General features: G+C 41.1%; 10 protein-coding genes. 3 read left to right on the top strand and 7 right to left on the bottom strand.

Annotation, left to right across the window (positions count from 1 at the left end):
• Positions 1 to 138: 138 nt before the first annotated feature.
• From sdaAA to V7121_RS07185, 5 genes are all read right to left on the bottom strand, one after another.
• Positions 139 to 1038 (bottom strand): L-serine ammonia-lyase, iron-sulfur-dependent, subunit alpha, encoded by a 900-nt coding sequence (gene sdaAA / locus V7121_RS07205; protein WP_335546188.1) that lies wholly within the window; start codon positions 1036 to 1038, stop codon positions 139 to 141.
• 37 nt (positions 1039 to 1075) lie between these two features.
• Positions 1076 to 1735: an L-serine ammonia-lyase, iron-sulfur-dependent subunit beta gene (gene sdaAB, locus V7121_RS07200; protein ID WP_335546186.1), complete on the bottom strand. Its 660-nt coding sequence runs from the start codon at positions 1733 to 1735 to the stop codon at positions 1076 to 1078.
• A gap of 124 nt (positions 1736 to 1859) precedes the next feature.
• Positions 1860 to 3257, bottom strand: a complete 1398-nt coding sequence (locus tag V7121_RS07195; protein ID WP_335546185.1) for an amino acid permease — start codon at positions 3255 to 3257, stop codon at positions 1860 to 1862.
• 209 nt (positions 3258 to 3466) lie between these two features.
• A complete protein-coding gene (locus V7121_RS07190; protein WP_335502253.1) occupies positions 3467 to 4444 on the bottom strand; it encodes an L-threonine 3-dehydrogenase in 978 nt (325 codons plus the stop codon).
• Positions 4445 to 4512: 68 nt separating this feature from the next.
• Entirely contained in the window at positions 4513 to 5703 is a 1191-nt protein-coding gene (locus V7121_RS07185; protein ID WP_335502251.1) for a glycine C-acetyltransferase, read from the bottom strand.
• A 517-nt stretch (positions 5704 to 6220) separates the two neighbouring features.
• Here V7121_RS07185 and V7121_RS07180 point away from each other — a divergent pair.
• The 3 genes from V7121_RS07180 (at position 6221) to V7121_RS07170 (ending at position 10552) form a co-directional block, all read left to right on the top strand.
• Entirely contained in the window at positions 6221 to 7633 is a 1413-nt protein-coding gene (locus V7121_RS07180; RefSeq protein ID WP_335546183.1) for a LysM peptidoglycan-binding domain-containing protein, read from the top strand.
• A gap of 314 nt (positions 7634 to 7947) precedes the next feature.
• A complete protein-coding gene (locus tag V7121_RS07175; protein ID WP_335502247.1) occupies positions 7948 to 8544 on the top strand; it encodes a DUF5317 domain-containing protein in 597 nt (198 codons plus the stop codon).
• Between the two features lie 487 nt (positions 8545 to 9031).
• Positions 9032 to 10552: a bifunctional diguanylate cyclase/phosphohydrolase gene (locus tag V7121_RS07170; protein WP_335502245.1), complete on the top strand. Its 1521-nt coding sequence runs from the start codon at positions 9032 to 9034 to the stop codon at positions 10550 to 10552.
• An 88-nt stretch (positions 10553 to 10640) separates the two neighbouring features.
• Here V7121_RS07170 and V7121_RS07165 read toward each other — a convergent pair whose 3' ends face one another.
• Both V7121_RS07165 and V7121_RS07160 read right to left on the bottom strand, forming a co-directional pair.
• Positions 10641 to 11861: a benzoate/H(+) symporter BenE family transporter gene (locus tag V7121_RS07165; RefSeq protein ID WP_335546180.1), complete on the bottom strand. Its 1221-nt coding sequence runs from the start codon at positions 11859 to 11861 to the stop codon at positions 10641 to 10643.
• A 9-nt stretch (positions 11862 to 11870) separates the two neighbouring features.
• Positions 11871 to 12794 carry a LysR family transcriptional regulator gene (locus V7121_RS07160; RefSeq protein WP_335502241.1) on the bottom strand — a complete coding sequence of 308 codons (924 nt, stop codon included), beginning with the start codon at positions 12792 to 12794 and terminating at the stop codon, positions 11871 to 11873.
• Between the last annotated feature and the right edge of the window lie 112 nt (positions 12795 to 12906).

Here is a 12906-nt window from a genome sequence, read left to right as displayed (position 1 = left end):
AAAGGGTTAAGTACAAAAATCAAGGGGTTTAGTACAAATAGACAATATATGGAAAACCAACCCCAAAAATAAAGTCAAACATAATTAGTTAAAATAAATCAAGCTGCCGGGAATAAACGGCAGCTTTTTTTAAAGCCGTTACACTAAATAATCTTTCAGTTTTGGTTTTGGCTGGCCAAAGATTTCCGCTTCCAGTCTCCGCCCGGTTGGGGTAGCCGCTAGTCCGCCCTCGGCTGTTTCCCGTAAAGCAGACGGCATCGACTGGCCGATCGCATACATGGCTGAAATGACTTCGTCACATGGAATCCTGCTCGTGATTCCGGCAAGGGCCATATCAGCTGCTGTCAAGGCATTCGATGCCCCCATCGCATTCCGTTTTACGCAAGGCACTTCAACAAGCCCGGCAACTGGGTCGCACACTAGACCTAGCATATTTTTCAAGGTGATCGCCATTGCTTCGGCTGATTGCTTAGGCGTACCGCCAGCCATTTCAACGATTGCAGCGGCTGCCATTCCAGAAGCTGACCCCACCTCTGCTTGGCAGCCTCCTGCCGCACCTGAAATCGATGCGTTATTGGCAACGACAAATCCAAATGCCGCTGCCGTAAATAAAAATTCTAGCATTTCCTGCCTGGTTGGATTAAGCTGATTCTTTACTGCAAATAATGTCCCTGGGACCACTCCAGCCGAACCGGCAGTTGGCGTCGCACAAATGATACCCATGGCGGCATTGACTTCATTGGTAGCCACCGCCTTGCTCACCGCGTCCAACAGCAATGTTCCCGTAAGCGACTTCCCACTCTTAATATAGTTTTGCAGCAATACGGCATCACCGCCCGTCAGTCCTGTCCGTGATTTCACTCCATTTAGGCCCCGTTCCACTGCCCGTTCCATTACCGTCAGATTCAGATCCATTTTGGCCATCACTTCTTCACGGGTAAGACCAGTAACTTCTACTTCCTGTCTAATCATGATTTCAGCTATTTTAACCTGATGTTGTTCCGCCAGCGAAACAAGTTCAGCTACATTACGAAACATAGTATTTCCCCCTGCTGTCTTCTATTAAAATATCTATTTATAAAACCATACGGATGACACTTAAAACGTTATCCAGCTTTTGCAGCTCGCCTACCAACTGGTCATCTATTCTTTCATCAGCTTCAATCACCATAATGGCTGTGTCCCCTTTATCTTTCCTAGCCACTTCCATATGGCCGATGTTTATTTTATTTTGTGAAAAAATACTTGTGACCGCGCTGATTACTCCAAAACGGTCATTATGAATGACCAGGATGGCTGGGTCACCTGATAATTTTAGTTTGAACGAATTAATTTCGGTTATTTCAATGGCCCCTCCACCAATAGAGATGCCAATGATCTCCAACTTCTTATCTTCATCAAAGAGATTGATTTTAACCGTATTCGGATGTTCCGTAACAGCCGATTCTTCTTTAAAGATGATCTCCATACCCAATTGTTCTGCTACATCCAATGCGTCGGAAATCCGCTCATCGTACGTATCATAATCCAATAGGCCCGCAACAAGAGCTAAGTCTGTCCCATGCCCCTTATACGTTTTTGCAAAGGAGCCATAAAGCGAGAGGACGGCCTTTTTCGGCTGGCTTTCGAACAGAGTTCGGGCCACGCGGCCAATCCGGACGGCACCAGCAGTATGTGAACTAGATGGCCCAATCATAATCGGACCAATGATTTCAAATGCTGATCGATACTTCATTAATCTCACCTGAATTCTATAATTAAGATTCTATATAATATGTTAAGTTTGCTTTCTTAGCATGTGAATTAATAAAAATAGGGACAATTCATCAAAACTGTCCCTATGTTACTATTTAAATGGTTTAAACTGCCTTCTTACCTGTTAGGTCCTCTGCTTGAAGATCCGCTGGTACACGTTTATTGATTCCGAAAGCATAAAAACTGATGGTCACAATTGCCAGGAACACAATACCCGCAATCAGTGAAACACGAGTATCTTCGTTGAACCACATACCGACAAGCACCGCTACCAGATAGGCAATGGTCACGTAGTTCGTAACCGGCGCAAACGGCATTTTGAACGGGTGGCTTGCCATTTTTGCCGCATGAACTTTCCGGAACTTTGGTTGACTGATCAGGATAACAAACCAAGGAACCATCCCCGGAAGAACACTTGCAGCATAGACGTAGACAAACAGTTTTTCTGGTGCAATATAACTTAACACAACGCCAACGCCAAGGCCAATCAGTACGCCTATCGTACCGAATAAAGGCACCCCGTTACTTGAAACCTTCGAAAACACTTTTGGAGCTTGACCATTGACTCCAAGCGTATAAAGCATACGCCCTGCGCTGTAGATACCGCTGTTACAGCCAGACAATGCAGCCGTGATAACAACAAAGTTAATGATTCCAGCTGCAGCAGTAATACCGATTTTTGCAAAAGTTGCTACGAACGGGCTTCCAATTGCATGCAATTGATCCCAAGGATAAACGGTAACAATAACAAAAATGGCGCCAATATAGAAAACGAGGATACGCCAAATGGTACTTTGAATCGCGTTTCTAATTGTTTTCTGTGGATCCTTCGCTTCACCAGCTGTAATACCGATAAGCTCAACACCTTGATAAGCACCAACCACTAGGGATAAGGCAAAAAGGAATCCTTTCAGTCCGCCAGTAAAGAAACCGCCATTTTTCCATAGGTTTGAAATGCCGATTGCGTCTCCTCCATTGCCAAAACCGAAGAAAATCAAGCCAAAACCTGCAACAATCATCAAGACAATCGTTACTACTTTAATCAAAGCAAACCAAAACTCGAATTCACCAAATGATTTTACAGAAATAAAGTTTGCTACTCCAAGAATGACCATTGCAATCAGACCAGGAATCCATGCAGGAAGATCTGGATACCAATAATGCATATATGTGCCGATTGCGATAACCTCCGACATGCCGACAACGACCCACTGGAACCAGTTGCTCCAGGCAGTCATGTATCCTGCTAGTGGATGGATGTACTTATAACCAAATGTGGCGAACGAACCTGTACTTGGCTCTAAATAGAGCATTTCGCCCATAGCGCGCATAATTAAATATAGAAAAATACCAGTAATTCCATAGGCGAGCATGACGGATGGACCTGTCCAGCCAATTGTGCTAGAAGACCCCATAAATAGACCTACACCAATCGTTCCACCCAAAGCTATCATCTGAATATGGCGCGAACTTAAGCCCCTATTCAATTCCTTGTTTGCCATTTCGTTTCCTCCCCTGTTTTGCTTATTGTCAAATTTAAGCAAGATTCATATAACCCTTTGTTCATATTTTGTTATTGCAGGATAACTTAAGATAACATAATCCCCAGGAAACAGTCCACCCTAAAAATACAATTGTGTTTTTTAGGTGGATAGATTATAATAGTTTAGTAGATAGAAGTTTTACCCCTTTGGTCAGTCTTCAGAAACTATTAGGCTAATGCAAGTTCCTTAAAAGGAATGCCTAATTTCTCTGATAAATTTTCCAACATGTCTTTTGTCATACGATCCAAATCGTATTGTGGATTGAAATCCCATTCTTCTCGTGCAGCAGAGGCATCAATGCTATTCGGCCAGGAATTTGCGATGCCTTGGCGTACAGGGTCAACATGATAGGACATTTCGAATTCAGGGATGAATTTCTTAATGGATGCAGCAATTTGTTCCGGCTCAAAGCTCATCGCCGTAATGTTAAAAGCGTTGCGGTGCTTCAATCGTGATGGATCAGCCTCCATCAATTGAATGATTGCTTGGATTGCATCAGGCATATACATCATATCCATATAGGTTCCTTTACCAATGAAAGATGTATATTTCTTGTTTTTAAGAGCTTCATAATAAATATCTACTGCATAGTCAGTTGTTCCACCGCCTGGAAGAGTCTTGTATGAAATCAGACCTGGGAACCTGACACCGCGTACGTCTACACCGAATTTAGAGAAGTAATAGTCGCAAAGCAATTCTCCGGCTACCTTAGTTACACCATACATAGTGGTAGGTCTTTGCACCGTATCCTGTGGTGTCAAGTCTGCTGGTGTTTCCGGTCCGAATGCAGCGATGGAGCTCGGTATAAATAGTTTCAGCTGTAGCTCACGGGAAACTTCAAGTGCGTTCAATAGACCGCCCATATTCAGGTCCCATGCAAATTTTGGTTTTGCTTCTCCTACTGCTGATAATAGCGCCGCAAGATGGATGAGTGTGTCCACTTGATAGTTTCGGCAAAGGTTAAGCATGGCTTCGTAATCCATCACATCAAGGATTTCAAATGTCCCTCTTTCAATGACTGGATTGCCTTCAATCCGGCGAATGTCTGTTGCAATGACGTTTTCTGTTCCGTACACTTCCCTGAGTTGGTGTGTCAGTTCAGAGCCGATTTGGCCAAGACTGCCAGTAATAAGGATTTTTTTCATAGGACAATACCTCCTGAAGTTTCTTTTTTCATGATGTAAGTATTCTGTCTTTGTGAAATTTTGTATGATTAGATAATCGTTAAATCTTTGCCTATTTTTTCATAGACTGCTAGTACCTCATCGAGCATTTGCTTGGTATGTGCAGCAGTAGGCATATTTCTAACCCTGCCAGTACCTCTAGGAACGGTCGGGAAGGTGATTGATTTGGCATAGACGCCTTCTTCCATCAGCCTGCGCGAAAATAATTGGGTAAGATCTTCTTTCCCTATGATACATGGGGTTATTGGTGTTTCTGAATGGCCAATATCAAAACCGAGGTTCTTTAAGCCTTCTTTTAAATATCTTCCGTTTTCCCAAAGCTTTTCAACTTTTTCTGTTGATTCGGTCATGATATGGATTGCTTCCATACAGGCGGCCGCATCTCCTGGAGTCAAAGAGGTGGAAAACAGGAATGGACGTGCCCGCACCTTCAGCCAATCAATCAACTGCTCGGTACCTGCCACATATCCTCCTACAACACCAATCGCTTTTGAAAGGGTCCCAATCTGTAAGTCAATTCGGTCTGAAAGGCCAAAATGCTTGACTGTACCCGCACCATTTCCCATTACACCAGAGCCATGAGCATCATCTACATATGTAATTAACCCAAACTCCTCAGCAATTTCAACGATTTCCGGAAGCTTTGCTACATCACCGTCCATTGAGAAAACTCCGTCCGTGATGTACATGACTTTTTCGTATAAACCACTTTCAATTGTTTCCTTCGCAACGCGGCGCAAATCGTCCATGTCCTGATGTTTGACGCGGATAATTTTCGCACCTGATAATCTGCATCCATCAATAATCGATGCATGGTTCAATTCATCAGAAAGAATGGCATCCTTCTTTGTCATTAAGGCTGAAATGGCACCCATGTTGCAATTGAATCCCGATTGGAAAGCAATCGCCGCTTCGGTATGCTTGAACTGAGCAATGGTTTTCTCCAATTCATTATGGATGGTTAATGTACCATTAATGGTACGGACCGCACCTGCTCCCACTCCATATTCTTCGATTGCTTCACGCGCTTTTTGCTTCATTCTTTCATTATTAGCAAGGCCAAGGTAGTTATTAGAAGACATATTGATTAATGATTTGCCATTGATGGTAACGATAGGGCCGTTGGGTCCTTCTATCGTGTCAATGACATTGTAGAGGCCGTTTTCCCGCAACTCGTTCAGTTGGGGTGTTAAGAAGTCCTTTAAAGTCTGTTTTGCCAAAATAATTCCTCCTTATAAATTACCCCTTAGTTCTTTTCATAACCTTCTCGTGATGTTTATTCGGATTGTAAATTCAATATTGAAAAATTTGGAAACGTTTTCATATGGGTTCAAAAAAATAAAAGTTTCATAGTGAAAATTTCAACTGAAGTTTTCCAATCCTACCTTTGAACGGAGATGTTATTATGGAAAGGGTAGTGTAATAATAAGCCGGTTTAGTTATTCCTCCTCTCAATTAGAAAGCCATAGATTCATATTTCAGTGTAATCTTATAATTATGTCGGAAAACTGTCAATACTATTACAAAAAACTTATCATTCAGATAATATTTTAATTAAAGAGATTTAGATCTATCAGAGATTTCTTAATAGAATTGGATTTTATACATTTAATTACCATATAATAGTTAGATTTACTTATGAAAAAGTTGACTATTAAGTAAATTTATATAGACAATTAACCAATCCTTTTCATCCACATAATCTACATTATTGAGGTGAAACAGGAGGAGAGGCAGATGGTGATCCATATTGTCCGGAGCGGTGAAACGCTTTGGCAAATTGCTGCTCGTTACAAAGTAAATATGAATGGAATTATTCAATCAAATGGGCTCGAAAACCCGAACCAGCTGTTGATTGGGCAATCATTGGTCATTCCAGTCCCCGGAACATCTCACATCATACGGTCTGGAGACACGTTGTGGTCAATTTCACAACAGTATGGGGTGGATATTAACTCGATTATTCAGGCTAATCAACTGATAAATCCCTCGCTCTTATACCCAGGGGCCAAACTGATTATTCCCGCGCGAGTTCACGTGACGAAAACTGGGGAGACCTTATCACAAATTGCAAGACGTTACGGAGTGACTGTCCAAGCGATTATCGATGAAAACCAAATTCAAAATCCAAATCTCATTTATTCAGGAACACAGTTAAGAATACCAATTAAGAAACCAACCATTGAAGTCAATGCTTACACCTACCAACCCGATCAGGCTGCTGCTGACACAGTAAGAGAACTTCGCCAATTATTAACGTATATCGGTCCATTTGCTTACCTAATCAATGAAAATGGCGATCTCGCTCCAGCGAAAGATACATTGACGATTCAAGCAGCAAAAACAAATAATGTTATCCCAATGATGTCGATTACCAATTTCACCTCAAGCGCAGCGGGATCAAACGTCGCTCATACCCTTTTATCTAGTCCGGTATTACGTGAAAAGGTACTAACAAATATGCTGCGGATTATGGATGAAAAAGGCTATAAGGGCGTCAACATTGATTTTGAAAATGTTTTACCGGCGGATCGTGAATTTTACAATCTATTCCTCCAAGAAACCGTGGACCGCCTTCATCCACGCGGATATTTTGTCTCAACGGCCCTGGCTCCCAAGCAAAGTGCCACACAAGCCGGGCTGCTTTATGAAGCACATGATTATGAGGCACACGGGCGAATTGTTGATTTTGTCGTGCTGATGACTTATGAATGGGGATACCGGCTAGGGCCGCCACAAGCTATTTCACCGCTTAACCAAATGAGACGAGTCGTCGAATATGCCCGGACCGTTATGCCTGCAGAAAAAATTTTCCTAGGATTTCAGATTTACGCCCGCGATTGGCTCCTTCCACATGTACAGGGACAAGAAGCGGAAACCTTTAGCACACAAGAAGCGATTGCGCGTGCGGTCAAATACGGAGCAAGTATTCAATATGATGAAACTACCCAATCACCATTTTTCCGTTACGTCGACGAACAAGGCCGAGGCCATGAAGTATGGTTCGAGGATGCACGAAGCGCTCAAGCGAAGTTCGACTTGGCAAAAGAATTCAATCTCCGCGGAATTAGTTACTGGGCATTAGGCTACCCTTATCCGTCAAACTGGGCATTGTTAGCGGATAATTTTACTATTAAAAAAGGCTCTTAATGAACGAACAATCCGTTCTGGAGTTGAAACGGATAAGAAATTGCAAACCACAAACCGACCTCCATTTCAAGGCATCCTATTCATGCAGGATGCCTTTTTCCTCGATAACAGTTACGCTTTTGACCACCCTCCCTATTACCTTAATATCTCACTCTACTTGTAGACATCCACAAAAACGACATAATTCATCAAGATTTTCACTTGCCTTCAACGAACCTATTTGATTATTATTATTTTGGGAATATTTTTCCTTCATGGAATTTTTCAACTTTTATTTATCTTTTCATATATTCTGGCATAGGCAGGTAACAACGATGGTATTTGACGGTATTGTACTTTCATTTATAGTAGGGTTCCTTCGCAAAGGGAACCTACGGGCGCTAGCACAACTAAAGCTCAAGTGGGGTTGGGTCTTTCCTTTGCTTTTGATTGTTGAACTAGCTGTTTTCAAGCTCCAAAATGGTAGCAAATTTCTTGGACAGATTAGTGGATATATTTACATTGTGGTTTATGTATTCGGTTTACTATTTTTATATATTAACCGCAAGAATCCTGGATTTATCTTAATTTTGATAGGAGTATTTCTAAACTTTTTAGTTATGGTCCTAAATGGTGGAAGAATGCCGGTATCAGTAGATGCTGCTGCTGTTTTAGATTCAAGCTATATCAAAGTCCTTAAAGAAAGCTTATATGCAAAGCATACCATGCTAACTTCGTCATCGCATCTAGGAATCTTGGGTGATGTCATTCCAATTTCAGACCCCTACCCTCGTACACAAGTCATAAGTATCGGCGATATTATTATGAATATTGGAATCTTCTTTTTCATTCAGTATCTGATGGTTCATCATCCATTGGCAAAAAAGGTGAAGATTCTCCCTGTCTCCTTGAAGGGGGGTGAAAAAGGATGAAAAACGAACAAAAAAAGGGAATCAAATTAACAGGAATTCTATTCAATGCAATTATTATCGGTGCTATCATTATTTCTTTAACTTCTGGATATAAATTAGTTTAAGAGTATAATAATGGGGAGAAGTAATCTATTTACTTCTCCTAAATTGATTTATGAGAGTGATGAGTATGCGTATTTTAAAGACACCTGAAAATATATATCTTTTTTTGGTTTCAGCCTTAGGCATTTTGTTTTTTACTTTCTTGATTAAAATCCCACAGTACTCCCAAATGGATTGGATGGTTATTTTTGCACTTTCCTTATCTATTATATTGCTTAATTACTACACCATACTAATCCCACCAAAGGGTAATTCCCTTTCTATGGATTCATCGATCTATTTAGCAAGCCTTTTTTTGTATGGTTTACATTTTTCATTACTCGTTTTATTCATACATAGCGTCATTTTTGCTGGTTTACAACGGAAAGTTGTCTGGTGGAAACATTTGTTTAATTTTGCAGTTTATTCTTTAATGATTATTTGCGCTTATTATGCTTTTTTCTATACAAATGGAACCATTGGAGCAATCCATATTGATAATGTCATTCCATATTTGATCTCTTTTTGCACCTATTTTACATTGAATCTACTACTAGTTGGGTTATTTTTTATATTGGCAACCGAAAACATAATAAACTATTTTAAGGAAATCATTAAAGAAACAATTTCCACTTATCTAAGTACACTTGTGCTTTCATTAGTCCTCGTCATTTTAATGAAAAACGAAAGACTTTTTGGACTGTTGCTTTTTACTTGTATTGCCTTTTTATTATCGTTAGCATTTAAACAACATTTTAACTTATTTAAAGAAGTGGCTGAGAAAGCAAACAAGGATTTCCTTACTGGTCTGAATAACCACGGATATTTTAAAGAGATTTTAGAAAAAGAAGTGGCAGCGGCGAAGGAAAATGATCAGCCTTTGTGTGTGGTTATCCTCGACATTGATGATTTTAAAAAGTACAACGATCTCTACGGGCATATTCAAGGAGATCAGCTGCTCCAGGAGTTTGGTGCCCTTTTGAAAGCAGAATCTGATGCAGCTAATTTTATCGTTGCCCGCTATGGCGGTGAAGAGTTTTCGATTATCATGCCAAATACCCAGCGCAAGACAGCTTATTCGTTTATGAATGAATTTCGGAAGAAAGTAAATGACACCTACTATAAGGGGGTCGAAGGTCTTCCCTATGGATGCTTATCCTTTTCCTCTGGGATTGCTGAATGTGAAAAGGAGACCTATAGTATTTCCGAGCTTTTGAACAAGGCGGACCAAGCGATGTATGCAGCAAAGAATCAAGGAAAGAATCTGGTCCAAATTTACAACGGTTATTCCGAATACTCTGTTCAACAGTCTCTTTCGCTTGATAAAGAGTTAGAGGAAGCAGAATTCCAGTTAAAAATCTTTCTTTCCAAGGATGTTTATACCTACCGCCATAGTAAACGTGTCTATCAATATGCTGTTGATTTTTCCAGGATGCTTAATTTAAGCGTTCATGAAAGGAAAACGCTGATTCTTGGAGCACTGGTCCATGACATCGGAAAAATTGAAATTCCTCGCGATATTTTAAGTAAAAAAGGAAAGCTCGAGCCCCATGAATGGGAATTGATGAAGAAGCATGTCACCTTTGGAAAAGAAATCATTGCAACGAATAAGAAACTAGAAGATCTGATTCCACTCGTTGAACTCCACCATGAACGGTATGACGGGTTTGGCTATCCCTATGGTTTAGCAGGAAAATCCATTCCAAAGCTTGCGCGCATTCTTTGTGTGATTGATTCCTTTGATGCAATGACAACGGAGCGGCCTTATCAAAAAACAAAAACATTTCAAGAAGCGATTGTTGAATTACGTGCCTGCTCTGGAAAACAATTTGATCCTCAATTTATTGAACCATTTATAGCGATGATTAAGGAGTTTGATAACTCAGGGGATGAGCGGAGCAAAGAATTGGTTGCTTCGAATAGTTGATACTTTGTTTCTCGAGAGAAACTTAACCTGAATATAGACGAAATCCTCTTCTTTGGACGAAGAGGATTTTTTTATTTTAAAAAATAGTCTAAGCTTCCACTGTTCTCGCAATTATCGCCCCAACGACCAGTCCCCATACAGGCGCACTAATATGGAAAAACGATACATGCGAGAGTGCAATGAGAAAGGCAAACAGGGCACTGAGGCGATATTTATTTCCGGTAAAGCCCAGCTGCAAACTGGATAATAGGACCCCGATTAACGCAAACCCTGCCAGCATCGACACAAATGCCTGCGGTAAAGTTTGGATAAAGGGAACAATTTTCCACGCAAACACACCAAAGAGTAACGTCAAAATCCCTGATACCACCGCTGCCATATAGCGTTTGGAACTCATTCCTGCTTCCTCGCTTGAGCAAATCGCCGTCATCATTCCGGCAATATTTGCGCTTTGCCCTCCAAAAAAACTAGCAATAATTGAAAACACTCCACTAAACGAAACAATTTTTCGAATCGGTGGGTTAAAATCGGAGCTTTCTAGCGCTCCGATTCCTGGCGCTACATCATTGCTGAGAATTAACATCGCCAATGGCAGGCCAAGCGTGACCATCCCCATCCAAGTAAATTCCGGCATTTGTAAGGAAGGTAAGAAAAAGGCAATTCCCTTAGATGACATCTGCAAATCCTCGGTTAAAAACAAGCTAATAAACGCGACCACCACCGCGACCATGACGGCAGGAATCCGTTTGGATATTTTCGTACAGATTAAAAAACTAAGCAAGGCAGCTCCACCTACTATAGGCAGTGCCTTGACGCCATCCACAATCTGAACCACATAATTAGTGACCAAGCCCCCCAGCATGGCAGCAATAACTTCTTTCGGAACCCATTTAATAATTTTAGTAAAAAGTCCTGACAACCCAACCAGCAAAATCAACAGCCCTGACATCACATAGCCGCCAATCAGCTGTGGATAGCTAAAATGGGCGGTCACAGTCGCTAAAAAAGCCACTCCCGAAATCGAATGTGCACCTGTAATTGGAATTCGAAATACCAGCGGCATAACGATGCCAAAAAGACCGCCAAAGAAATAGACCGCAAACATCCAATTGATGGTTTGCTGATTAGAAAAATTCCCTGTGGCTGCCGCCTGGAGAATAATCAGCGCCGGTCCTGTCATCACCAACGTACTTGAAATGAAACCAGAAGAAATATTTTGGCTTGATAAATCTTGAAAAAATGACGTTCGTTTAGTTCCTTTTAATGATTCATTTGGTTGTTCATCAATATATCTATTGGGGTAACCCATCTATTCTCCTCATACCTTTCTTTTTTTATCCGATATCCGTAACTGAATATTCTTAAAGTAATCCAGCACAAACCGGTAAAATAGATTTTCAGAAGGTGACAGTTGGCGATTCTTAGGAGTAATGACACCGACTGTTCTTTTCACTTCCGGATGGTTAATTTTTAATTTTACGGTTCCGCTTGGCATATTTTTATAAAGGGTTGTTTCTGGGAGAAGTGTAACGCCCATCCCTGCTGAAACTAATCCTTTGATCGCGTCCAAATCGTCCCCTTCATATGGAACAATGGGTCGAAATCCAACCTGGTGGCAGGCATCCACGGCAATTTTCCGAAGAACAAAGCCTTCTGGAAATAACACAAAGGGATCCTGCTCTAGTTGGTATAACGATAAACTGCCATTCGCTGCTAACGCATGCGTTTCAGGTAAGAGCGCGACAAAATCCTCTGAAAAAAGGATATTGGTACGTAAATCTGGATCGCTATCCGGCACAGGACCAATCAACGCTAAATCAATCTCTCGATTCTTGATTCCCTCGGTAAGAAATTCATACGACCCTTGCCGTAAATGGAACTTTACCTCTGGATACTCTTTTTTAAAAGCTGAAATAATCGTTGGCAGGGTGCTGCTCGCGATACTGGACGGATACCCGATCCGAATCGTTCCGTGTTCTGGGTCCAAATATTCATTAATTAACTGTGTCGCATTGTCAATCGCCTTTAAAGCAACCACAGCCTGGTCGGCAAACAATTTCCCAATTAATGTTAATCGGACGTTCCGACCTTCCCGCTCAAACAGATCGACTCCTAATTCTTTTTCTAAAAGACTAATCTGGCGGCTTAACGCTGACTGGGCAATATGTAGGGTTTCAGCTGCCATTGAAAAATGTTCGAGCCGGGCCACCTCGATAAAGTACTTTAATTGTCTTAGTTCCATATATCGACCTTCCTATCTCAAAATGAGATGATTTCTATCCATATTATATATTGTTAATATTAATAAAGAAATACTAGAATAACTTCATAGAGATTTTTTATGGGGAGTAGAT

The sequence above is a fragment of the Neobacillus drentensis genome (assembly GCF_036962125.1).
GTDB lineage: Bacteria > Bacillota > Bacilli > Bacillales > Cytobacillaceae > Neobacillus > Neobacillus drentensis_B.
The sequence above is the reverse complement of the archived record's forward strand: the minus strand, read 5'-3'. Positions and strand labels throughout refer to the sequence as shown.

Excerpts from the sequence above, each read along its gene's own strand:
- V7121_RS07160 (WP_335502241.1), bottom strand. The coding sequence starts at position 12,794 with ATGGAACTAAGACAATTAAAGTACTTTATCGAGGTGGCCCGGCTCGAA.
- V7121_RS07180 (WP_335546183.1), top strand. The coding sequence starts at position 6,221 with ATGGTGATCCATATTGTCCGGAGCGGTGAAACGCTTTGGCAAATTGCT.
- V7121_RS07190 (WP_335502253.1), bottom strand. The coding sequence starts at position 4,444 with ATGAAAAAAATCCTTATTACTGGCAGTCTTGGCCAAATCGGCTCTGAA.
- V7121_RS07165 (WP_335546180.1), bottom strand. The coding sequence starts at position 11,861 with ATGGGTTACCCCAATAGATATATTGATGAACAACCAAATGAATCATTA.
- sdaAB (WP_335546186.1), bottom strand. The coding sequence starts at position 1,735 with ATGAAGTATCGATCAGCATTTGAAATCATTGGTCCGATTATGATTGGG.
- V7121_RS07195 (WP_335546185.1), bottom strand. The coding sequence starts at position 3,257 with ATGGCAAACAAGGAATTGAATAGGGGCTTAAGTTCGCGCCATATTCAG.
- V7121_RS07175 (WP_335502247.1), top strand. The coding sequence starts at position 7,948 with ATGGTATTTGACGGTATTGTACTTTCATTTATAGTAGGGTTCCTTCGC.
- sdaAA (WP_335546188.1), bottom strand. The coding sequence starts at position 1,038 with ATGTTTCGTAATGTAGCTGAACTTGTTTCGCTGGCGGAACAACATCAG.